Source organism: Streptomyces cinereospinus, assembly GCF_042430725.1.
GTDB lineage: Bacteria > Actinomycetota > Actinomycetes > Streptomycetales > Streptomycetaceae > Streptomyces > Streptomyces cinereospinus.
In genome coordinates this window covers 1-22192 of record NZ_JBHMCY010000057.1, presented here as the reverse complement: position 1 = coordinate 22192, position 22192 = coordinate 1, and the positions used below count along the sequence as shown (strand labels likewise).

Below are 22192 nucleotides of genomic sequence, written 5' to 3'. Positions count from 1 at the left end.
CCGGTCGGGCTATTGCGGGCAGGTTCCAAGAACTGCCCGATCCGCCAAGCAGCGTAAGGCCCCCTGTTCCCTCGCCCCATGGCAGCCTCCCGCCCCGGCCGGCGGCGTGCCCACAGCGCGCCACTGCCAGGGCACAGGCCCGCCCCACCGGGGCTTCTCCGAGTGGGCGAACACCTCGGTCGGCTACGTCCGGCTTGGACGGGTTTCTAGCGGAGAGCCGAGCCGGACGCGGCGGCCACGCCCAACACGAAGCCGGACGAGCCCGGATCGGTGGCCGGACGGATCCGTGCCGGGTCCGCCTCCCACTCACGGCCGCCACCCACCGGCCGGAGCATGGCGTACGGACCGGCCATCGCCTGAAACTCCCCGACCCTGCGCGCACCAGGGTCATACATCGCCTCTCCGCGCTCAGGGACGGCCGTCAGTGCTTTTCTGCCTTGAGTCGCCACGCCAATCACGCACGTAGCGGAAGGAACACAGCTCAATGGCACTTTGGCAGGGGGCCGCCGGAAGTGCCACACCGTGTCACAGCGGTACGCCGATCGCGTCGGCCAAGTCCCGCATCTCCGGCGTGAGAGTCCGCCGACGTGCGATCACTCGACTGAAGATGTCCTGTGCGTAGCGCTGATGAGGCAGCCACTGAGGAGCGTCCGCGTGAATACCCTGCAAGACCTCGACCGTCTTCGCGTAGTCACGCGAGCGGGCGTGTGCCTCTGCCACGTCCAGGAGGTGACGGTTGCGGTTGTTGGAGGTGGGGCGCATGCCGTTGGTCGGTATGCGCGCCGAGAGTTTGAGCACCAGGTCCGGCTTGTCGACGATCATGGCGTTCTCGGCCCGCTTCAGCGCCACCGTGACCGGCCCGAACGCCTGCAAGAAGTCGTCACGCGGTGCGAACTCCCGCCCCATCGCGACCGCCGCCGAGTTGGCGTAGCGCAATGCGTCATCGGCCTCTCCAGGCCGGTTGTCACGGATCGCCGCAGCGGAGGCCCGCAGCAGCAGCCAGCCCCACGCGCTGAGCTCCGCTGGAGTCGCACGCGAGATACGCGGCTCCACCTCATCCGCCCACCGGGTCGCCAGCTCCCGTGCCTCGGCCAGCCGACCGCGCCGCAGCAAGAGCCAGCACTGCGTACTCACTGTCGTCGCCGCCTGAAGCCGATCCGAGGACTCCTCCAGCGCTCGGGACAGCGCGATGTCCGCCGCCTCGAACTGTCGAGTCTGGGTGAGCAGCCAGCCCGTCAGCCGTGAGAGCCGGACACGCACTGCCCGACCGTCCCTGCCGCTCTCGGCGATGAGGTCAGCGTCCCGCAGCAAGGGCGGAAGGATCACGCTCAGCTCTGCGAAGCGATCACCGGAGAAGAGCGGTAGAGCCGATTCCATGGCATCCTGCACGCCGCCCACTGTCGGCTCTTCCGTCACTCCGTCCGCCCGCACCGGAGCGACGAGCGCACGCCGGACGGCCTCCCAGCGATCATCAGCCCCAGGCGCCGGCTGTCGCCCTTCCTCATGAGCGGCAATCAGGCTTGTCGTCGGCACCCTCAAGGCCTGTGCCAACTGCCGCGCGGTCTCCAGACGTGTGTCACCGCGCTCTGCCTGCTCCAGCTTTCGGATCAAGGAGAGGGACACGCCGGACTCACTCGCCAGCTGACGCTGGCTCATGCCACGTCGCTTGCGTACGTCTTGAAGCCGCTTGCCCATGTCGGCACTCATGATGCGAGCGTACGGCGTCAGCGAGGCGTCCGGGCGGGCCTTTGGCACTCGTCATCCTCGCCCACGGAACGAGTCACTCCGCACGAAGCTCAAGAAATGCTCAGATCAATCATGCAGTTCAGGTGCACTGCACGGGGTGGCGCCTTGTAATCTGTGGGGACTCGCCGAGCTCCTCACGGCAGGTCCGCTGACAGCCGTCAGTGGGACTGCTGGAGGAGCAAGGAGGAGTAGTGATTGATCAACACGATATGAAGCCTCGCAGGCGAAGGTGGACCGGCGCCGAGAGGTGGCAGATCTGCCTAGCGGCAGTGGGGCTGGTCGTGGCGATCATCGCCACGGTGGGGCAGTTCACGCAGTAGTGCCTCACACACGAGACGGTCGCACGGGCGCTGTACGCAGCAAGCCCGGTCGACTGGTACGCGACCGGGCTCGTGAACCGCGCTGGAGGGTCTGATTCGGGATGCAGCCCGGGTCGGACCCTTCGGTGTCGTTGTCGTCAGGTCCGTCCATCTAGTAGCAGACCCGACTCGACAAGAAGAACTTTACCGTACTCGGCTCCACCAGGAGCGGAGATGCCCCCGAGACTTCTGCACCGCCAACGACCTGGCGATCTTCAGACCACCTGGTCAGATGGGGTCTACATCCGCACTTGGTGGAGCGAACAGCAGTCCCGGCGCGTGCAGTCGGTAGGTAGTCTCTGCACTGATCCAACCCCACCTCCCGGTGCCTGCTCAAGGCATCCCGGAACAGGCCGCAGAGGTCGACACCAAGTCATCACCAGACCCCGTAATGTCCGATTGCAGCCCGTATGATCAGGGATTGAGGGCAGACCGTGAATAGCCGCTTGACCTGCACAAACGCCGATCACAGAGGTACGCCCCCTGACCCTGCGATGAACTTCCAGTTCACCGGTCAGCGGTTCTTCCGGATCGAGAACGGGCGGCTCGCCGGGCAGCTGCGGGACGTCGCCTACCAGGCGACGACGACCGACTTCTGGGGTTCCCTGGCGGCCGTCGGCGGCCCCCAGACGTACGTCCTGGGCGGCGCCTTCAACTGCGGCAAGGCCCAGCCGGGCCAGGTCGCGGCCGTGTCGCACGGTTGCCCCTCGGCCCTGTTCCGGGGCGTCAACATCCTCAACACCACGCAGGAGGGCGGTCGATGAGCGCCGCGACGAACAAGCCGCACGAGATCGTCGAACGCGCCCTGGAGCTGTCCCGGGCCGACGGCTGTGTCGTGATCGCCGACGAGCACTCCACCGCCAACCTGCGCTGGGCGGGCAACGCGCTGACCACCAACGGCGTCACGCGCGGGCGGACCCTCACCGTCGTCGCGACCGTCGACGGCCAAGAGGGCACGGCGTCGGGGGTGGTGTCGCGGTCCGCGGTGACCGTGGACGAGCTGGAGCCGCTGGTGCGGGCGGCGGAGGCCGCCGCGCGGGGCGCCGGGCCCGCCGAGGACGCGCAGCCGCTGGTGACGGGCGTACCGGAGTCGCCCGGCTTCGCGGACGCGCCCGCCGAGACCTCGTCGGCGGTGTTCGCCGACTTCGCGCCGGCGCTGGGCGAGGCGTTCGCCCGCGCGCGGGCGGGCGGCCGCGAGCTGTACGGCTTCGCCAACCACGAGCTGACGTCCAGCTACCTGGGCACGTCGGCCGGGCTGCGGCTGCGGCACGACCAGCCGAACGGGACGCTGGAGCTGAACGCCAAGTCGCCGGACCGCACCCGCTCGGCGTGGGCGGGCCGCTCCACCCGGGACTTCGAGGACGTCGACCCGGCGGCGCTCGACGCCGAGCTGGCCGTCCGCCTCGGCTGGGCCGAGCGGCGCGTGGAGCTGCCCGCCGGGCGGTACGAGACGCTGCTGCCGCCGACCGCCGTCGCGGACCTGCTGATCTACCAGATGTGGTCGGCGTCGGGCCGGGACGCGGCGGAGGGCCGGACGGTGTTCTCCAAGCCGGGCGGCGGCACGCGCGTGGGCGAGCGGCTCACCGGGCTGCCGCTGACGCTGCGCAGCGACCCGCACGAGCCGGGTCTTGAGTCCGCGCCGTTCGTGCTGGCGCACTCCTCCGGGGGCGACGCGTCGGTCTTCGACAACGGTCTGCCGCTGACGCCCACGGAGTGGGTGGCCGAGGGCGAGCTGAAGCACCTGCTCACCAGCCGGCACAGCGCGGGCATGACCGGGCTGCCGCTGGCGCCGGGCATCGACAACCTGGTCCTCGACGGCGGCACGGACCGCTCGCTGGACGAGATGGTCGCGAGCACCGGGCGCGGGCTGCTGCTGACCTGCCTGTGGTACATCCGCGAGGTCGACCCGGCGACGCTGCTGCTGACCGGCCTGACCCGGGACGGCGTCTACCTGGTCGAGAACGGCGAGGTCACCGGTGAGGTGAACAACTTCCGGTTCAACGAGTCGCCGGTCGGGCTGCTGGGCCGGGCCGCCGAGGCCGGGCGTACGGAGAAGACGCTGCCCAGGGAGTGGAGCGACTGGTTCACCAGGGCGGCGATGCCGCCGCTGCGCATCCCCGATTTCAACATGAGCTCTGTCAGCCGGGGCGTATAACCTCGTAGGCGGCGGTCACCCGGCCGCCCGAAGATCATCGAGGAGACACGAGAACCGTGACGGACATCGTCGACGAGCTCAAGTGGCGTGGGCTGTTCGCCCTCTCCACCGACGAGGAGGCATTGCGCAAGGCGCTCGCGGACGGTCCCGTCACGTTCTATTGCGGCTTCGACCCGACCGCGCCGTCCCTGCACGTGGGGCACCTGGTGCAGGTGCTCACCGTGCGCCGGCTCCAGCAGGCCGGCCACCGGCCGCTGGCGCTGGTGGGCGGTGCGACGGGCCTGATCGGCGACCCCCGCCCCACGGCGGAGCGCACGCTGAACGACCCGGGGACGGTCTCCGGCTGGGTGCAGAAGCTGCGCCGCCAGATCGAGCCGTTCCTGTCCTTCGAGGGCGAGAACGCGGCCGTGATGGTCAACAACCTCGACTGGACGGAGGGCCTCTCCGCGATCGAGTTCCTGCGGGACATCGGCAAGCACTTCCGCGTCAACAAGATGCTGACGAAGGACTCCGTCGCCCGGCGCCTGGAGTCCTCCGAGGGCATCAGCTACACCGAGTTCAGCTACCAGTTGCTGCAGGGCATGGACTTCCTCCAGCTCTACCGGCGGTACGGCTGCACCCTCCAGCAGGGCGGCAGCGACCAGTGGGGCAACCTCACGGCGGGCCTGGACCTGATCCACCGGCTGGAGCCGCACGCGCAGGTGCACGCGCTGGCGACGCCGTTGATGACCAAGGCGGACGGCACCAAGTTCGGCAAGACCGAGGGCGGCGCCGTCTGGCTCGACCCGGAGATGACGACGCCGTACGCGTTCTACCAGTTCTGGCTGAACGTGGACGACCGGGACATCTCGGCGTACACGCGGATCCTGTCCTTCAGGTCCCGCGCGGAGCTGGAGGAGCTGGAGCGGCAGACGCAGGAGCGGCCGCAGGCGCGCGCGGCGCAGCGCGCGCTGGCCGAGGAGCTGACGACGCTGGTGCACGGTGCCGACCAGACGGCCGCCGTGATCGCCGCGTCCAGGGCCCTGTTCGGCCAGGGTGAGCTGGCGGAGCTGGACGAGCGGACGCTGGCGGCGGCCCTGTCCGAGGTGCCGCACGTCCGCGTCGCCGCGCCGGCGCCGGTGGTGGACCTGTTCGCCGAGGTCGGTCTGGCGCCCAGCAAGTCGGCCGCGCGCCGCACGGTCAAGGAGGGCGGTGCCTACGTGAACAACGTGAAGGTCGACTCCGAGGACGCCGTTCCGGCCGCGGCGGATCTGCTGCACGGACGCTGGCTGGTGCTGCGCCGCGGCAAGAGGAACCTGGCGGCGGTCGAGGTCACGAGCGCCTGACCCGCGCGCGCAGCGGGGTGGTGTCTCCGGTGCCGGGGGCCCGCCCCGCTCGCGCGGCGCGGGCCGTCAGGCGCGCCGTCGGCCGCCCCTGAGCTGCATGTACGCCATGTCGCCCAGGAAGACGAGGATGATCGCGGCCACGAGCTGGAAGATGTGCCGGCTCCAGTCGATGCCGGGCGTCTCGGCGACCCCGAAGCCCCGGGCGATGGCGTTGCCCGCGATGGCGCCGATCATGCCCAGGATGGTGGTCAGCCACAGCGGAACGTGCTGCTTGCCGGGGATGACGGCCTTGGCGATGAGCCCCAGCACGAATCCCACGATGATCGCCCACAACCAGCCCATGGCTGCCTCCTCGTACGGCTCGACGCGAGCGTTACGCCCAGTCTCGGCCCGTGCGCCGTACGGCGCATGTCGGGTACGGCCGTAGGCGGGACCCTCCGGCGGCGTTCGACCGGGCCGTGCGGGGACCCGGTCTCGTGGGCGGCGCGGGCTCGGCGTACCGTGGAAGCTGTCCGGTGCCGGTCCCGGCCGGGTGGTGGGCCGGGGACGGGCGGGCAGAGTCCTGAGCGGGCGGGTGGTGGAATGTGATGCGGAACAGGCACGGCGGCGGCAAGGGCCAGGTTTTCCGGATCACCGGTGCCCGGCAGGGCCTCCAGGACGACGTCCGCGCCCGGCAGCGGCGGTATGTCATCTCGATGTCGGTCCGCACGCTGTCGGTGATCCTCGCGGCCACCCTGTGGAACGTCGAACGGCACGTCGCGATCGTGGCGCTGGTGCTCGGCGCGGTGCTGCCCTACATCGCCGTGGTGGTCGCCAACGCCGGGCGGGAGAACGCGCCCTCGCTGCCGTCGACGTTCGTGGCCGTGCCGCCCCCGGCGGTGGTGCCGCCCGCGCTGACGGCGGCGGGACAGAACGCGCCGCCGCGTGCCGGTGACGCCGGCCCGGCGGAGTCGACGGCGGAGGACGGAGCGGGCGACGCGGCGCGGGAACGGCGCGGACAGAGAACGTGATCCCGCTGCGTGGAGGACGTATGGAGGGCGCGTCGAGGACGTGTCGAACCTTTCCCACCAGGTCGGGAAAAGCTCGTGTCAATCGTGTTGTTCAGGTGCCCGCCGCCCGGGGACCCGTGACATACTTCCTAAGCGCTCCGCATCCCCCGTCGGAGCGACGGACCGACGCCGGGCAGCTCCCCCCGTGGCTGCTCGGCGTCGCCTTTTCCGCGCAGTGGTGAGACGAACCTGTGAGTGACGAGACCCCGATCTGTTCCGCGAAGGGCTGCCGCGCCGCCGCCGTGTGGGTGCTGGCGTGGAACAACCCGAAGATCCACACGCCGGAGCGGCGCAAGACGTGGCTCGCGTGCGAGGAGCACCGCGAGCACCTGTCGCAGTTCCTCGGGGTGCGGGGGTTCCTGAAGGACGTGGTGAAGTTCGGCGACTGGCAGGAGGCCGCCCCCTAGGGGTGCCTGCTCGTCTAGCCGCCGATCGCCGACATCGGCCGGTCCGGCTGTACGAAGGCCGGGTCGTCCAGGCCCGCGCCCGCCTTCTTGCCCCACATCGCCAGGCGCCAGATGCGGGCGATCTCCTCGTCGGGGGCGCCCGAGCGGAGGGCGGTGCGCAGATCGGTCTCCTCGGTGGCGAACAGGCAGCTGCGTATCTGGCCGTCGGCCGTGAGCCGGGTGCGGTCGCAGGCCGCGCAGAACGGGCGGGTGACGGAGGCGATGACGCCGACGCGGTGCGGGCCGCCGTCCACCAGCCAGCGTTCGGCCGGGGCCGAGCCGCGGGCCTCGTCGCCCTCGGGGGTGAGGTCGAAGCGGGTGCGCAGGGAGGCCAGGATGTCGCCCGCGGTGATCATGCCGTCGCGCTTCCAGCCGTGCTGGGCGTCCAGGGGCATCTGCTCGATGAAGCGCAGCTCGTAGTCGTGCTCGACGGCCCAGGCCAGCAGGTCGGGGGCCTCGTCGTCGTTCAGGCCCGGCATCAGCACCGAGTTGATCTTGACCGGGGTCAGGTCCGCCTCGCGGGCGGCGCGCAGGCCGTCGATGACGTCCTGGTGCCGGTCCCGTCGGGTGAGGGCCTTGAACACGTCGGGGCGGAGGGTGTCCAGCGAGACGTTCACCCGGTCCAGGCCGGCCGCCTTCAGGGCCGCCGCCGTGCGCTTGAGGCCGATGCCGTTGGTGGTGAGGGACATCTGGGGGCGGGGCTCCAAGGCGGCGACGCGCTCGACGATGCCGGCCAGGCCGGGGCGGAGCAGGGGCTCGCCGCCGGTGAACCGGACCTCCTCGATGCCGAGGGAGGTGACCGCTATGCCGATCAGCCGGACGATCTCGTCGTCCGTGAGCAGGTCGGGCTTGGCCAGCCACTGCAGGCCCTCCTCGGGCATGCAGTACGTGCAGCGCAGGTTGCAGCGGTCGGTCAGCGAGACCCTCAGGTCGGTGGCGACCCGGCCGTAGGTGTCGATGAGCATGACGTGGCCCCCTCCCTCGTGGTGGATCACGCGCAGCGGAGCATCCTTCTCCGACACCTGCGAGCCTACGTGACCCCGCCGACAACGCCTAAGGCCTGGTCCCACGAGGTGGGACGCGGCCGCGTCGCGGGGACCCGCAGGAGTCCAGTCCCCCCCGACGCGGCCGTCGCGTGCGCGGGCGTGCTCAGTGGGCGCCGGTGCCGGTCAGGGACCGGACCTCCAGCTCGGCGTACTTGCCGGTGTCCGGCTGCTCCTTCGACAGGACGGTGCCGAGCCAGCCCATCAGGAAGCCGAACGGGATGGAGATGATGCCCGGGTTCTTCAGCGGGAACCAGGCGAAGTCCACGCCGGGGAACATCGCCTTGGGGTCGCCGGAGACCACGGGCGAGAACAGCACCAGGCCGACGGCGACGATCAGACCGCCGTAGATCGACCACAGCGCGCCCTGGGTGGTGAACCGCTTCCAGAACAGGCTGTAGAGGATGGTCGGCAGGTTGGCGGAGGCGGCCACCGCGAAGGCCAGGGCCACCAGGCCGGCCACGTTGAGGTCGCGGGCCAGGGCGCCGAGGCCGATGGAGACGACGCCGATGAAGACGGTCGCCCAGCGGGCCGCCCGCACCTCCTCGGCGCCGGTGGCCTGCCCCTTGCGGATGACGTTGGCGTAGATGTCGTGCGCGAAGGAGGACGACGAGGCCAGGGTGAGGCCGGCGACCACGGCGAGGATCGTGGCGAAGGCCACCGCCGAGATGGTGGCCAGCAGGATCGCGCCCCAGGTCGAGTCGGTGCCGCCCAGGTGCAGGGCGAGCAGCGGCGCCGCGGTGTTGCCGGAGGGGTTGGAGGCGATGATCTCGTCCTGGGAGATCAGCGCGGCGGCGCCGAAGCCGAGGGCGATGGTCATCAGGTAGAAGGCGCCGATGATGCCGATCGCCCAGTTGACCGACTTCCGGGCGGCCTTGGCGTTGGGGACGGTGTAGAAGCGGATCAGGATGTGCGGCAGACCGGCGGTGCCGAGCACCAGGGCGATGCCGAGGGAGATGAAGTCCAGCTTGGAGGTGCCGGTGGCGCCGTACTGCAGGCCGGGCTCCAGGAACGCGGCCCCCTTGCCGCTGTTCTCGGCCGCGGTGCCGAGCAGGTCGGAGACGTTGAAGTCGAACTTCAGCAGCACCAGGAAGGTGATCAGGATGGTGCCGCCGATCAGCAGCACGGCCTTGATCATCTGGACCCAGGTGGTGCCCTTCATGCCGCCGATGGAGACGTAGACGATCATCAGCAGGCCGACCAGCGCGACGATCGCGATCTTGCCGGCGTCCGAGGTGATGCCGAGGAGCAGCGAGACGAGGACGCCCGCGCCCGCCATCTGGGCCAGCAGGTAGAAGATCGACACGACGATCGTGGAGGTGCCGGCCGCGGTGCGCACCGGCCGCTGGCGCATCCGGTAGGCGAGGACGTCGCCCATGGTGTACCGGCCGGAGTTGCGCAGCGGCTCGGCCACCAGGAGCAGGGCGACCAGCCAGGCGACCAGGAAGCCGATGGAGTACAGGAAGCCGTCGTACCCGAACAGGGCGATCGCGCCGGCGATGCCGAGGAACGAGGCGGCCGACATGTAGTCGCCGGAGACCGCGAGCCCGTTCTGGAAGGCGCTGAACTGACGGCCTCCCGCGTAGAAGTCGGCCGCGTCCTTGGTCTGCCGGCCCGCCCAGACGGTGATGAACAGGGTGGCGACGACGAACAGGGCGAACAGCGTGATGATGAGCGGGCGGTGCTCGCTGGCCTCGTTGGCCGCGAGAACGGTGTGCTGTACGGGGCTCATGCGCCGCCCTCCATCCGGGACTTGATGGCCTCCGCCTTGGGGTCGAGCTGCGCGGCGGCGTGCCGCGAGTACCACCAGGCGATGAGGAACGTGGTGATGAACTGGGCGACGCCGAGGACCAGGGCGACGTTGATGTTGCCGAAGAGCTCGGTGCCCATGAAGCCGCCCGCGTAGTTGGACAGCAGGACGTACAGCAGGTACCAGGCGATGAAGCCGACCGTCAGGGGGAAGGCGAAGGAGCGGTGGGAGCGGCGCAGTTCACCGAACTCCGCGCTGTTCTGCACCTCGACGAACTCCTCGGTCGAGGGGAGCTTGTGTTCTGTCTTCGCGGGGGGCGGTGCGTCGGTGGCCACGGAGTCTCCTCGCGTTGCGGATGCTGTGCTGATGGCAGTGATGTGGATCACGTGCGCCGGGCGGCGATGGTAGTGGCCGGGTGCGTGATCCGACAGGGGGCCTCGTATGGTGCTCGGCTCCCTGCTCAACGTCACGGCGCCACGCGAGAACCGGTTCAACCGCCCCGAGTTCTTTCGGCGGCCGCCGCCGGAAAACCTCGAAGTCGTCGTCGGAAGTGATTGCTGGCCCGCGAGGTCGGGAGATAGCTTCGCCCTGCACCACCCGTCATGTACCTGCCCGAGCACCACCTGTGTCTCGGGCCGGTTTCGTTTTCCGGATGAAGTGGAGACCCCATGGCTCATCTGCGTGCCAGACGCCGGCTCGCCCTCGCCGTGCCCGTCGTGCTGTCGCTGACCGCCTCGCTCGGCTTCCTGCCGGCGGCCGCCACGGCCGCCCCGCGCGCGGAGACCACCGCCCCGTCGGCGGACGCGCCCGAGCTGGCGTACGTCGTCAACACCCGGACGGACCGTCACACCATCGCGTCGGTGCGGCAGGCGATCGCCGCGGCCGGCGGCACCGTCGTGACGACGTACGACAAGATCGGCGTGATCGTCGTGCACTCGGCGAACCCGGACTTCGGCGCGCTGATACGGGAGGCCCGCGGCGTGCAGTCGGCGGGTGCCACCCGCACCGCGCCGCTGGTCTCCGCGGGGACCACGGAGCAGGACGCGGCCGACTACCTGACCGCCGCCGAGGCCGCGAAGGTGGAGGCGGCCGCCACCGCCGGCAGCGAGCCCCTCGAGGCCGACCAGTGGGACCTGCGGGCGATCGGCGCCGACAAGGCCGCGCAGATCGACCCGGGCAGCCGCGACGTCACCGTCGCCGTGATCGACACCGGCGTCGACGACACCCACCCGGACCTCGCCCCGAACTTCTCCGCGAGCCAGTCCGCCAACTGCGTCGGCGGCGTCGCCGACACCAGCGAGGGCGCCTGGCGGCCGTACACCGCGGACGACTACCACGGCACGCACGTCGCCGGGGAGATCGCGGCGGCCCGCAACGACATCGGCGTGGCCGGCGTGGCACCGGGCGTGCAGGTCTCCAGCATCAAGGTGAGCGACCCGCACAACGGGCTGTTCTACCCGGAGAGCGTGGTCTGCGCGTTCGTCTTCGCGGCCGACCACGGCGTCGAGATCACGAACAACAGCTACTACGTCGACCCGTGGCTGTACAACTGCATGGACGACCCGGACCAGCGGGCGATCGTCGACGCGGTCAACCGGGCCCAGCTGTACGCCCAGCGGAAGGGCACCCTGCACCTGGCGTCGGCGGGCAACTCCAACCACGACCTGGACGCCGACGCCATCGTCGACGACAGCAGCCCCGACGACTCCACCCCGGTCGAGCGCACCGTCGACCCGCACGAGTGCTTCGACGTGCCGACGCAGCTTCCGGGGATCGTCACGGTCAGCGCCACGGGCGTGCAGAACCTCAAGTCGTACTACTCCTCGTACGGCAACGGCGTCGTCGACGTCGCGGCGCCGGGCGGCGACCGGCTCTACCAGATCCCGGACACGCCGTCGAAGAACGGCCGCATCCTGTCGACCATGCCGAACAACCAGTACGCCTTCCTCCAGGGCACCTCGATGGCCTCGCCGCACGCCGCGGGCGTCGCCGCGCTGCTGAAGTCCGGGCACCCGTGGGCGACCCCGGCGCAGCTCCAGGCGCTGCTCAAGGCGCAGGCGGACGAGACGGCCTGCCCGGAGTCGTACGACCAGAACGGTGACGGCACGCAGGACGCGGTGTGCGAGGGCGGCACCCGCGTCAACGGTTTCTACGGACACGGCATCGTCGACGCGCTGCGCGCGGTCGAGTAGTCGCTCACGGCGCGGCGCGGCGCGGCCGGAGCACCGGCCGCGCCGCCCGCCCGAACCTCCCGCACGGTCCACGCGTACCGCCGTCCGCGAAACGAACTGGAGATGCGCAGACCATGACAGTGCCTCACCCCCGCCTCCGCCGTGCCCTGGTGTTCCCGGTCGGAACGGCCATGGCGACGGCCCTGGCGTTCCTGCCGAACGGCACGGCGTCCGCGGCGCAGCCCGCCGCCCCGGTGGCCGCCGACGCGACCTCGCTCAGCTACGTCGTCAACGTCGGCCCCGGACACGGCGCGCCGGCGCAGGTGAAGAAGGCGATCGCCGAGGCCGGCGGGACGGTCGTCATGGCGTACGACCAGATCGGTGTGATCGTCGTGCACTCGGCCGACCCCGGCTTCGCCACGGCCGTCAGGACGGTACGCGGGGTGCAGTCGGTCGGTGCCACCCGGACGGCGCCGCTGCCCGCGCGGTCGACCACCGACATGGGCACGCCCGAGGTGCTCACGGCCGACGACCTGGCGGCGGTGGACGCCGCCGAGGGACAGGACCCGCTCCAGCCGCTCCAGTGGGACCTGCCCGCCATCAAGGCGGACCGGGCGCACGAGAAGTCGCTCGGCAGCGACCGGGTGACCGTCGCCGTCATCGACACCGGGGTGGACGACACCCACCCGGACATCGCTCCGAACTTCGACCGCGAGGCGTCCGTCGACTGCGTCACCGGCAAGCCGGACACCGCGGAGGGCGCCTGGCGGCCCGGCGCGACGGAGAGCCCGCACGGCACGCACGTGGCCGGGGAGATCGCGGCCGCCAAGAACGGCGTCGGCATGACGGGCGTCGCGCCGGGCGTGAAGGTGTCCGGCATCAAGGTGTCGACCCCCGCCGGCTACTTCTACACCGAGGCCGTCGTCTGCGGCTTCGTGTGGGCCGCCGAACACGGTGTGGACGTCACCAACAACAGCTACTACACCGACCCCTGGTACTTCAACTGCACCGACGACCCCGACCAGAAGGCGCTCGTGGAGGCCGTCACCCGGGCCTCGCGGTACGCCGAGCGGAAGGGCGCGGTCAACGTCGCCGCGGCCGGCAACGAGAACTACGACCTGGCGGCCGGCCGGCTCACCGACCCGGTCTCCCCCAACGACTCCACGCCCGCCGAGCGGGTGGTCGACCCGTCCGAGTGCTCCGACATACCGACCCAGCTGCCGGGCGTCGTGACGGTGGCGGCGACCGGCGCCAAGGGCCTGAAGTCGTCCTTCTCCAACCACGGCCTGGGCGTCGTCGACATCGCCGCGCCCGGCGGCGACTCGACGGCGAACCAGCCGCCGCAGCCGCCCGCGACCAGCGGCCTGATCCTGGGTACGCTGCCCGGCGGCAGGTGGGGCTACATGGCGGGTACGTCGATGGCCTCGCCGCACGTCGCGGGCGTCGCCGCCCTGATCAGGTCGACGCACCCGTACGCCCCGCCCGCTCTGGTGAAGGCGCTGCTGTACGCCCAGGCGGACGCCACGGCGTGCACCGACCCGTACGACATCGACGGTGACGGCGAGGTCGACGCGGTGTGCGAGGGGCCGAAGAACCGCAACGGCTTCTACGGCCGGGGCACGGCGGACGCGCTGGACGCGGTGACCAGGTAGCGCGCGACGCGTGGAGCGCGCCGGGCCGGGCGGGCCGTCCGCCCGGCCCGGCCGCGTTCACGGCAGCCGGGCGGCTCGCTCCCGGCGGACCGTCCCGGCGCGCCGCCGTCCGGCGAGCGTGCCCCGGGTCAGCAGGACCTGCGCGGCGGCATGGGGGCGCCGCGGGGCCGCCGGTCGGTCAACGCCTCCTCCGGCGCCGTCGCGCAGACGCGGCTGACGGCGCTTCGGATACGAGGGCGCTGGGCCGGGTCGTCGGGGGTGGCCCCGACGACCTCGACGCCGTACCCGGAGGAGTGCGGCGCCTCCGTCAGCAGTTCGACGTCCCGGCTGACGGTGTCGCTCACATCGGTGAGGACGTCGGCGAGTTCGTCCTCGGGGACCTCGGTGATCAACGCCTGACGACTCTCGCCCATGTCCCGGCTGCCTCCCCCGTGGCGGCCGGCCGGCCATGCGGGCCGGGACGGCGCAGGCCGCCCGCGCCGCGGCCCCCGTTCGGCGCACCTGGGGACGGGCGCTGTCAGTCCCGGCCCGTATCCTCGGTGACCATGCTCGAAGACCGTACGACCGCAGCGTCCTCGCCGACCGCCTGGCCGGCCGCGTATCCGCAGGGATACGCGGTCGTTGACGTGGAGACCACCGGCCTGGCCCGGGACGACCGCATCATCTCCGCGGCGGTCTACCGGCTGGACGGGCACGGCGAGGTCGAGGACCACTGGTACACGCTGGTCGACCCGGAGCGCGACCCGGGCCCGGTGTGGATCCACGGCCTGACGAGCGAGGCGCTGGAAGGGGCGCCGCTCTTCGCGGACATCGCCGAGGAGTTCGCGGCCCGGCTGGCGGGCCGGGTGCTCGTCGCGCACAACGCGGTGTTCGACTGGCAGATGATCGCCCGCGAGTACGCGCGCGTGCGGCGCGAGGCGCCGGTGCGTCAGCGGCTGTGCACCATCGCCCTGTCCAAGGCGCTGGAGCTTCCGCTGCCCAACCACAAGCTGGAGTCGCTCGCCGCGCACTTCGGCGTCGTGCAGCGGCGGGCGCACCACGCGCTGGACGACGCGCGCGTGCTGGCGGAGGCGTTCCGCCCCAGTCTCAGGGCGGCGGCCGAGGGGGGTCTGCGGCTGCCGCTGCACGAGTGCCGGCCGCTGACCGAGTGGGTGGAGCGGCCCGCCGCCCGGATCGGGCAGCAGGCCGGCGGAAGCGGCGGCTACCGGCCGGGCGGCTGGCGTCCGTCACGCAGGAGGCCCGCCTGCCCGTACCCGAACCCCGGGCGGTACGAAGAGGGCGAACGGCTCAAGCAGGGTATGCGGATCGCCTTCTCGGGGGACACCTCCGTCGAACGCGAGCTGCTGGAGGACCGCGCCGTGGAGGCGGGGCTGCATGTCGCCACCAGCCTGTCCCGGCTGACCAGCCTGCTGGTCACCAACGACCCGGACTCGGGCACCTCCAAGGTCCTCAAGGCCCGGCAGTACGGCACACCGGTGGTGGACGAGGCGGCCTTCGGGCAGCTCCTGGGCGATGTGGAACCGGCGTCGGAGGCCTGACCGTACGGACGGGTGATTGGCGCGCGACTCGCCCGGCGCCCGCTCGCCCGCGCCGGACGGAGCGCTCACCCTGTGGCCCATGGCGACTTGCGAGGTTTGCGGCAACAACTACGGAATGTCCTTCGAAGTCCATGCGCAGGGCGCGGTGCACGTCTTCGACTGCTTCGCCTGCGCGATCCACCGCATGGCACCCATCTGCGAGCACTGCCGGGTGCAGATCATCGGGCAGGGCGTCGAGGTCGAGGGCCACTGGTACTGCGGTGCCCACTGCGCCCGCGCGGAGGGGAGGGTGGGCATCGTCGACCGCGTCTGAGCCCGGGGGCGTCCCGCACCGCCGGGTCCGGCAGGGGCGGCATCCCGCACCGCCGGGCCCGGGAGGGCGTCCCGCACCCCCACACGTCGCACCCCACGGCCCGAGATGTACGGTCGTGGGGTGTACCGCTTCCTGTTGTCCCGGCAGTGGGTGATCCTCACCCTCGTCGTCCTCGCGCTCGTCCCGACCATGGTCGAGCTGGGCTTCTGGCAGCTGCACCGGCACGAACGCAGGGTCGCGCTGAACAACGTGATCGCCGAGTCGCTGGCCGCCAAGCCCGTCCCGGCCGAGACGCTGACCGCGCCCGGGGCCGGGGTCGAGAAGGCCGACCTGTACCGGCGGGTGACCGCACAGGGCCGTTTCGACACCGCGCACGAGGTCGTCGTGCGCCGCCGCACCAACGCCGACGACGAGGTCGGGTACCACGTGCTCACCCCGTTCGTCCTCGACGACGGCCGGGTCCTGCTGGTCAACCGGGGGTGGGTGCCCTCCGACGGGCTGAGCCAGACGGCGTTCCCGAGGATCCCGGCGCCGCCGCGGGGGGAGCTCACCGTCACCGGACGGCTGATGCCCGACCAGACCACCGCCGAGAGCGGGATCAAGGACGTGCGGGGGCTGCCCGACCGCCAGATCATGCTGATCGACAGCGGGCAGGAGGCGGAGCGCCTCGGCAGGCCGGTCCTCGGCGGGTACGTCGAACTGACCGCGCCCGGGCCCACGGGCGACACGCCCGAGCCGATCCCGGCCCCGGACCACGACAGCATCGGCAACCACATGGCGTACGCCGTCCAGTGGTGGCTGTTCGCCGCGGGCGTCCCGGCCGGCTGGGTGATCCTGGTCCGCCGCGAGGCCCGGGACCGCGCCCAGGCGGCGGCCGGTCAGCGGCGGGAGGAGACGGCGCCGGCGCCGGTGTAGGTCCGCTCGCCCGCACTCGCACCCGCGCCCCTGCCCCGGATTGCCCGGCCGGTCCTCCGGGAACCCGCACTCCGTGCATCCGCCCACCAGGATCTCCGCCGAGGACATCGCCAAGAGCCGCATCGAGGACTACGCCCTCATCGGCGACGAACAGACCGCCGCGCTGGTCGGCAGGGACGGCTCCGTCGACTGGCTGTGCCTGCCCCGCTTCGACTCGGCCGCCTGCTTCGCCCGGCTGCTCGGCGACGAGCAGAACGGGCACTGGCGGATCGCCCCCGCGGGCGCGGAGGACGCCGGCGGCACCCATCGCCTCTGCACCCGGCGCGCCTACCGTCCCGGCACCCTGGTCCTGGACACCGAGTGGGACACCCCCGAGGGCTCGGTCCGGGTCACCGACCTGATGCCGCAGCGCGACCGCGCCCCCGACCTGATCCGGATCGTGGAGGGCCGCAGCGGCCGCGTCACCGTCCGCAGCACGCTCCGGCTGCGCTTCGACTACGGCTCGATCGTGCCGTGGGTGCGCCGGTCCGACGGCCACCGGGTGGCCGTCGCCGGCCCGGACTCGGTGTGGCTGCGCAGCGAGCCGCCCGTGCGGACCTGGGGCGAGGACCTCAGCACCCGCTCGGAGTTCACGGTCGGCGCGGGCGAGAAGGTCGCGTTCGTGCTCACCTGGCACCCCTCCCACGAGCCGCGCCCGCCCCTCGTCGACCCCCACGAGGCGCTGCGCCACAGCGTGGCGGACTGGCAGGCCTGGTCGGCACGGTGCCGCTACGACGGCCCGCACAAGGACACCGTGCTGCGCTCGCTGATCACCCTCAAGGCCCTCACCTACGCGCCGACCGGCGGGATCGTGGCGGCCCCCACCACCTCGCTGCCGGAGGAGATCGGCGGCGTGCGCAACTGGGACTACCGCTACTGCTGGCTGCGCGACTCCACGCTCACCCTGGGCGCGCTGCTGGCGGCCGGCTACCACGAGGAGGCCGAGGCCTGGCGTGACTGGCTGGTGCGCGCGGTCGCGGGCGACCCGGCGCGATTGCAGATCATGTACGGGCTGGCCGGTGAGCGGCGGCTGCCCGAGTCCGCGCTGCCCTGGCTGCGCGGCTTCGCCGGTTCCGCCCCGGTCCGGATCGGCAACGACGCCGTACGGCAGTTGCAACTGGACGTGTACGGGCAGGTGATGGACTCGCTGTCGCTGGCGCGGACCGCGGGAATGACCGTCAAACCGCTGATGTGGCAGTTGCAGTGCGCCCTGCTGGAGTGGCTGCGGTCGGCGTGGCGGCAGCCGGACGAGGGGGTGTGGGAGGTGCGCGGCGGCCGCCGGCACTTCGTGCACTCCAAGGTGATGGTGTGGGTGGCCGCCGACCGCGCGGTGCGCACCCTGGAGCGGTACCCGGAACTCGGAGGCGACCTGCACGGCTGGCGCGCGATGCGCGAGGAGGTGCACCGGGAGGTGTGCGAGCGGGGCTACGACCCCGAGCGGAACACCTTCACCCAGTACTACGGCTCCCGCGAACTCGACGCCGCCACGCTGCTCATCCCGCGGGTGGGCTTCCTGCCGCCCGACGACCCGCGCGTGCGCGGCACCGTCGAGGCGGTCCGCGCCGAGCTGTGCCAGGAGGGCTTCCTGCACCGCTACAGCGCCGACCGCACGGCCGTGGACGGACTGCCCGGCGGGGAGGGCACCTTCCTGGTGTGCTCCTTCTGGCTGGCGGACGCGCTGCACATGACGGGCCGCCGGAAGGAGGCCCGCGAACTGTTCGAGCGGCTGGTGGGGCTGACGAACGACGTGGGGCTGCTGGCCGAGGAGTACGACCCCGTCGGCGGCCGCCAGCTCGGCAACTTCCCGCAGGCGTTCAGCCACATCGGCCTGGTGAGCACGGCCCTCGCCCTGTTCGGCGACGACGGGGCAGGATAGGGCCCATGGATCTTGGACTGAGGGACCGGGTGTACGTCGTCACCGGCGCCACCCGCGGGCTGGGCAACGCCGCCGCGCGCGAGCTGGTGGCCGACGGGGCGAAAGTCGTCCTCACGGGACGGGACGCGGAGCGGGTCGCCGGCGCGGCGGCGGAGCTGGGGCCGAACGCCCACGGGGTGGCCGTGGACAACGCCGATCCGGACGCGGCCGCGCTGCTGATCGGCGCGGCGCGGGAACGGTTCGGCGGGTTCGACGGGATCCTCGTGAGCGTGGGCGGCCCGCCCGCCGGGTTCGTCGCCGACAACAGCGACGAGCAGTGGCAGGCCGCGTTCGAGTCGGTGTTCCTGGGCGCGGTGCGGCTGGCGCGGGCGGCGGCCGCGGAGCTGGCGGCCGGGGGCGTCATCGGGTTCGTGCTGTCGGGGTCGGTGTACGAGCCGATTCCGGGGCTGACCATCTCGAACGGCCTGCGGCCGGGGCTGGCCGGGTTCGCCAAGTCACTGTCGGACGAGCTGGGGCCGCGGGGCGTACGGGTGGTGGGCCTGCTGCCGGGGCGGATCGACACCGACCGGGTGCGGGAGCTGGACGCGCTGTCGGCGGACCCGGAGGCCACCCGGGCGGCCGGCGCGGCACGGATCCCGCTGCGGCGGTACGGGACGCCGCAGGAGTTCGGGCGTACGGCGGCGTTCCTGCTGTCGCCGGCCGCGTCGTACCTGACCGGTGTCATGGTGCCGGTGGACGGTGGGGCCCGGCGCGGCTTCTGAGGCCGTCAACCGACCCGTTCCGCGCGGTGCTTGACGCCCTTCAGCCGCACCTCGGCCGGCAGCGACGCCAGGCCCGCCGAGGCGCGGGCGTGGGCGAGGGCCCGGGTGGTCAGGTGGTGCAGCGCCTCCCCCGGGTCCGCGTGGGGTTCCAGCAGGAGCCCGGCGCGGGCCGCGGGGGCACTGCGCCGGCCCGTCAGACGGACCTGGGCGCGGGCCACGCCGTCCAGGGCGCCCGCCTCGGCGGTGAGCACGTCCGCCAGGGCCCGGCCGCGCAGCAGCGCGCCCTCGCCGTCGCCGGTGTCGACCAGCACCTCGGCCGGCCGGCGCCGGCGCAGGACCGCGATCAGCCACCACAGCGCCAGCAGGACGAGGGCGGCGAGGACGGCGAGGACGGCCGGCCACCACCAGCCGGCGTCCCGCCACCGGGTCCGCTCGGCGTCGCCGAGCAGGACGTCGCCGCGGCTGTCGTGGATCCACCAGGACGGCGCTGCGGCACCGAGCCCGACGGCCAGTACCGCACCGCCCAGCGCGACCAGCGCCAGTCCCACGACGCCGAGCAGTACGCGGTTGACGGTCCCGAGCACCGCGGTCACCCCTTCCGGCCGGGCCGCCGGACGTGCACCGACAGCGCGGGGTGCCGGGCGAGGCCCAGCGCCCGGACCGCGTCGGCGAGCACGTCGTCCAGGTCGGCGCGTACGTCGTCCAGTTCGCGGAAGTGCGACACCGCGCGGACGTCGGCCCGACGGCGGCGCATCCGCACCCGTACCGACTGCACCCCGGACACCTCCATGGCCCGGTCGCGCAGGACCGTCGCGGCGGCGCCCCGGTGCAGTCCGGCGCGGACGTCGGGGTGCGTGCGCCGCATCGGCAGGACGTCGCGCAGTCCGGGGGTGACGGCGAGCACGAGCAGCCAGAGGCCGAGGGCGGCGGCGACGCCCGCGCCGGCCAGGACCCACGGGTCGTGCAGGGGCCGTTCGGCGAGTTGCCGGGCCAGCTCGTGGCGCCAGGCCATGGCCGGCCGGCCGGCGCGGACGGCGGCGACGTCGTAGAGGAGGAGGCCGGCCGCGGCCAGCAGCAGTGCGGCGACGACGGCCGCGGGGACGCGGCGGGCCGACCAGAAGCGGTGCGTCCTGCCGTGCCCGGCGTCGGGTGCGGTGCGGGGCTCGTCGGCGGCCGGCGCCGCCCGGCCCGGCTCCCGGTCGTCCTCGTCGATCACCGGCGGCCTCTGTGTGCCGCCCTCGAAGTCCTGGGGCTCGCTGCTCATCGCGTCCTCCCCTGTGCCGCGTGCGCCGGCGCCAGATGCAGCCGCTCCACCTGGACGACGACCTCCGGAACCTCCATCCCCACCAACGCGCCCACCCGGTCCACGACCTGACGACGCACCCGCCCGCACCGGGAGCCGATGTCGCCGGGGTAGTCGAGTTCGAGGTGGACGCGGACCCGGGCGGTGTCGACGGGCCTCCCCGGCGCTCCGGGGCCGGCGGCCTGGGGGCGGACGACGACCGTGGCGCTCGGGCGGGCCGCGTCCCGCGGGAGCCTGCCGAGCGCCTCGCCGGCGGCCTGTGCGGCGACCTTCGCGACCACCCGGTCGGCGATCGTGGTCCGCCCGCGCTCACCCGCCGGGACGGTTGCGCCCGCGCCGGGGGGCGCCCCGGCGCCGCCGCTCAGGGACCCCCCGCCACCGCCGGCGGGCCTCGCGCCGCCGCTCACGGTCGCCCCGCCGCCGGCGGGACTCGCGCCGCTGTTCACGGGCGTCACCGCCGCCGGTCGCGGGTGCGGAAGAGGTCGCCGGCCTGGAGGTCCCCCTCCAGGAACCGGCCGACGACGAACCCGACGGCGCCCAGCGCCGCCACCAGTACGAACGCGCCGAACCCGCCGAAGTACCCGGCGAAGGCCAGCGCCATTCCGGCGATCATGCCGACCACGGCCATGCTCATCGTGCGCTCCTCAGCTCGTAGCCGTGCGGGGCGTTCGGGCGTTTGCGCCCTTTGAGGTGTATTCGTTGCCATTGTGGTGCATTACGTGGTCTCCGGGTGAGGCGGCGTCACTGGATCCGGGGCTCCGGTTCCTCCTCCTCGTCCTCCGGGAGCTTGACGTCGCTCACCGCGATGTTGACCTCGACGACCTCCAGGCCGGTCATCCGCTCCACGGCCGCGATCACGTTCTCCCGCACGACCCGCGCCACGTCCGCGATCGACACGCCGTAGTCGACGACGATCTCCAGGTCGATCGCGGTCTGCACCTCACCGACCTCGGCCTTCACCCCGCGCGTCACCGCCCTGGAGCCGCCGGGCACCCGGTCGCGCACGGCCCCGATGGTGCGGCTGAGCCCGCTGCCCATGGCGTGGACGCCCACGACGTCGCGGGCGGCGAGCCCGGCGATCTTCTCCACGACCCCGTCGGCGATGGTGGTCCTGCCCCGGGTCCCGGGGTCCCCGCCGCCCCGCCGTACGGGCCCCCGGGCCGCCGACGACGGCTCGGTCTCTGCCCCGGGCGCCTGCTCCCGGCTCGGGTCCATGTCGGTCATCGCCGTGCGTCCTTCCGTAGTCCTGCGACCACGTTAAGTGAGGTTGCGCGGACCCGCGCCGTGAATACGGCAGGCTGGAGCAATGACGGCAGACCGATGGACGCAGGCAGTACGACAGCAACTGGACCTCGGCAGACTGCTCCCCCTGGGCGGCCCGCGCGACGGCGCGTGGATCACGGAGGCGGCGGCCGGGACGGTCCTGCGGCGCGCGGGGACCGAGGTGCCGGGCGTGCGCCTGGGCGCGCTCCGGATCACCCTGGCCGACCCGGACACCGTGCACGCCCCCGCGGTGCCGGCTCCACCGAGCGCCCTGCCGCCCGGCCCCCTGCGGGTCGCGGCCGACTTCGCGGCCACGGCGGCCGAACCGCTGCCGACCACGGCCGCCCGGCTGCGTACGGCGCTGTCGGCGGCCGCGGCGCAGCGGCTCGGGCTGACCGTGTCGGAGGTCGACCTACGGGTGACGGCCCTGCTGGACGAGGGGGCGCAACCCGCGGTGCTGCGGCCGGCCGAGCCGCCGCGGGCGCGGC

General features: G+C 72.6%; 22 protein-coding genes and 2 pseudogenes. 13 read left to right on the top strand and 11 right to left on the bottom strand.

All coding sequences use genetic code 11. From position 1 onward, the window contains the following. Nucleotides 1-525: 525 nt before the first annotated feature. Nucleotides 526-1707: a helix-turn-helix domain-containing protein gene (locus ACFF45_RS25485; RefSeq protein WP_381348785.1), complete on the bottom strand. Its 1182-nt coding sequence runs from the start codon at nt 1705-1707 to the stop codon at nt 526-528. Between the two features lie 895 nt (nt 1708-2602). On the opposite strand from ACFF45_RS25485, the pseudogene ACFF45_RS25480 reads away from it, so the two are divergent. The 3 genes and pseudogenes from ACFF45_RS25480 to tyrS all read left to right on the top strand — a co-directional run. Beyond that, nucleotides 2603-2869: pseudogene (locus tag ACFF45_RS25480) on the top strand (metallopeptidase TldD-related protein); the annotation flags it as partial. Beyond that, nucleotides 2866-4260 carry a metallopeptidase TldD-related protein gene (locus ACFF45_RS25475; protein WP_381348784.1) on the top strand — a complete coding sequence of 465 codons (1395 nt, stop codon included), beginning with the start codon at nt 2866-2868 and terminating at the stop codon, nt 4258-4260. The pseudogene ACFF45_RS25480 and the gene ACFF45_RS25475, both read left to right, overlap by 4 nt. A 56-nt stretch (nt 4261-4316) precedes the next feature. Continuing rightward, entirely contained in the window at nt 4317-5585 is a 1269-nt protein-coding gene (gene tyrS, locus ACFF45_RS25470; RefSeq protein ID WP_381348783.1) for a tyrosine--tRNA ligase, read from the top strand. A 66-nt stretch (nt 5586-5651) separates the two neighbouring features. On the opposite strand, the gene ACFF45_RS25465 is transcribed toward tyrS, so the two are convergent. Then, on the bottom strand, nt 5652-5927 hold the full coding sequence (locus ACFF45_RS25465) for a GlsB/YeaQ/YmgE family stress response membrane protein (protein ID WP_381348782.1): 276 nt from the start codon (nt 5925-5927) through the stop codon (nt 5652-5654). A gap of 245 nt (nt 5928-6172) precedes the next feature. Between ACFF45_RS25465 and ACFF45_RS25460 the strand changes: the two genes are divergently transcribed. Both ACFF45_RS25460 and ACFF45_RS25455 read left to right on the top strand, forming a co-directional pair. After that, on the top strand, nt 6173-6595 hold the full coding sequence (locus tag ACFF45_RS25460) for a DUF3099 domain-containing protein (RefSeq protein ID WP_381348781.1): 423 nt from the start codon (nt 6173-6175) through the stop codon (nt 6593-6595). A gap of 230 nt (nt 6596-6825) precedes the next feature. After that, nucleotides 6826-7041, top strand: a complete 216-nt coding sequence (locus ACFF45_RS25455; RefSeq protein ID WP_381348780.1) for a hypothetical protein — start codon at nt 6826-6828, stop codon at nt 7039-7041. A 14-nt stretch (nt 7042-7055) separates the two neighbouring features. Here the strand turns inward: ACFF45_RS25455 and moaA are convergent, their stop codons facing one another. The 3 genes from moaA to ACFF45_RS25440 form a co-directional block, all read right to left on the bottom strand. Next, nucleotides 7056-8045 carry a GTP 3',8-cyclase MoaA gene (gene moaA / locus ACFF45_RS25450; protein ID WP_381348813.1) on the bottom strand — a complete coding sequence of 330 codons (990 nt, stop codon included), beginning with the start codon at nt 8043-8045 and terminating at the stop codon, nt 7056-7058. A gap of 184 nt (nt 8046-8229) precedes the next feature. Further along, nucleotides 8230-9855: a monocarboxylic acid transporter gene (locus ACFF45_RS25445; protein WP_381348779.1), complete on the bottom strand. Its 1626-nt coding sequence runs from the start codon at nt 9853-9855 to the stop codon at nt 8230-8232. After that, complete coding sequence (locus ACFF45_RS25440; protein WP_381348778.1) at nt 9852-10208, bottom strand: DUF485 domain-containing protein; 357 nt, start codon at nt 10206-10208, stop codon at nt 9852-9854. Before ACFF45_RS25440 ends, ACFF45_RS25445 begins: the two co-directional genes overlap by 4 nt. Nucleotides 10209-10541: 333 nt before the next feature. On the opposite strand from ACFF45_RS25440, the gene ACFF45_RS25435 reads away from it, so the two are divergent. Both ACFF45_RS25435 and ACFF45_RS25430 read left to right on the top strand, forming a co-directional pair. Next, entirely contained in the window at nt 10542-12065 is a 1524-nt protein-coding gene (locus ACFF45_RS25435; RefSeq protein WP_381348777.1) for a S8 family serine peptidase, read from the top strand. A 113-nt stretch (nt 12066-12178) separates the two neighbouring features. Then, nucleotides 12179-13696 (top strand): S8 family peptidase, encoded by a 1518-nt coding sequence (locus ACFF45_RS25430; RefSeq protein WP_381348776.1) that lies wholly within the window; start codon nt 12179-12181, stop codon nt 13694-13696. A gap of 128 nt (nt 13697-13824) precedes the next feature. Here ACFF45_RS25430 and ACFF45_RS25425 read toward each other — a convergent pair whose 3' ends face one another. Continuing rightward, nucleotides 13825-14109 carry a hypothetical protein gene (locus tag ACFF45_RS25425; RefSeq protein ID WP_381348775.1) on the bottom strand — a complete coding sequence of 95 codons (285 nt, stop codon included), beginning with the start codon at nt 14107-14109 and terminating at the stop codon, nt 13825-13827. Between the two features lie 132 nt (nt 14110-14241). Here ACFF45_RS25425 and ACFF45_RS25420 point away from each other — a divergent pair, with 132 nt between their 5' ends. The 5 genes from ACFF45_RS25420 (at nt 14242) to ACFF45_RS25400 (ending at nt 19138) form a co-directional block, all read left to right on the top strand. Then, on the top strand, nt 14242-15234 hold the full coding sequence (locus tag ACFF45_RS25420; protein WP_381348774.1) for a DEDDh family exonuclease: 993 nt from the start codon (nt 14242-14244) through the stop codon (nt 15232-15234). A gap of 79 nt (nt 15235-15313) precedes the next feature. Then, a complete protein-coding gene (locus ACFF45_RS25415; RefSeq protein ID WP_381348773.1) occupies nt 15314-15547 on the top strand; it encodes a metallothionein in 234 nt (77 codons plus the stop codon). Nucleotides 15548-15667: 120 nt separating this feature from the next. Next, on the top strand, nt 15668-16462 hold the full coding sequence (locus ACFF45_RS25410; RefSeq protein WP_381348772.1) for an SURF1 family cytochrome oxidase biogenesis protein: 795 nt from the start codon (nt 15668-15670) through the stop codon (nt 16460-16462). Nucleotides 16463-16535: 73 nt separating this feature from the next. After that, nucleotides 16536-18377: a glycoside hydrolase family 15 protein gene (locus tag ACFF45_RS25405; RefSeq protein ID WP_381348771.1), complete on the top strand. Its 1842-nt coding sequence runs from the start codon at nt 16536-16538 to the stop codon at nt 18375-18377. A 5-nt stretch (nt 18378-18382) separates the two neighbouring features. Then, nucleotides 18383-19138, top strand: coding sequence for an SDR family oxidoreductase (locus ACFF45_RS25400; protein WP_381348770.1), 756 nt, complete (start codon nt 18383-18385; stop codon nt 19136-19138). A 5-nt stretch (nt 19139-19143) separates the two neighbouring features. On the opposite strand, the gene amaP is transcribed toward ACFF45_RS25400, so the two are convergent. From amaP to ACFF45_RS25375, 5 genes are all read right to left on the bottom strand, one after another. Beyond that, nucleotides 19144-19731: an alkaline shock response membrane anchor protein AmaP gene (gene amaP, locus ACFF45_RS25395; protein ID WP_381348769.1), complete on the bottom strand. Its 588-nt coding sequence runs from the start codon at nt 19729-19731 to the stop codon at nt 19144-19146. Beyond that, entirely contained in the window at nt 19728-20402 is a 675-nt protein-coding gene (locus ACFF45_RS25390) for a DUF6286 domain-containing protein (RefSeq protein WP_381348768.1), read from the bottom strand. Before ACFF45_RS25390 ends, amaP begins: the two co-directional genes overlap by 4 nt. Further along, nucleotides 20399-20806, bottom strand: coding sequence for a hypothetical protein (locus ACFF45_RS25385; RefSeq protein WP_381348812.1), 408 nt, complete (start codon nt 20804-20806; stop codon nt 20399-20401). Before ACFF45_RS25385 ends, ACFF45_RS25390 begins: the two co-directional genes overlap by 4 nt. An 86-nt stretch (nt 20807-20892) precedes the next feature. Beyond that, the gene (locus ACFF45_RS25380) at nt 20893-21075 is read right to left on the bottom strand and encodes a hypothetical protein (protein WP_381348767.1); all 183 of its coding nucleotides are present in this window, start codon (nt 21073-21075) and stop codon (nt 20893-20895) included. A gap of 107 nt (nt 21076-21182) precedes the next feature. After that, entirely contained in the window at nt 21183-21665 is a 483-nt protein-coding gene (locus ACFF45_RS25375) for an Asp23/Gls24 family envelope stress response protein (protein WP_381348766.1), read from the bottom strand. Nucleotides 21666-21747: 82 nt separating this feature from the next. Here ACFF45_RS25375 and ACFF45_RS25370 point away from each other — a divergent pair. Beyond that, nucleotides 21748-22192, top strand: a pseudogene (locus ACFF45_RS25370) (nucleopolyhedrovirus P10 family protein); the annotation flags it as partial.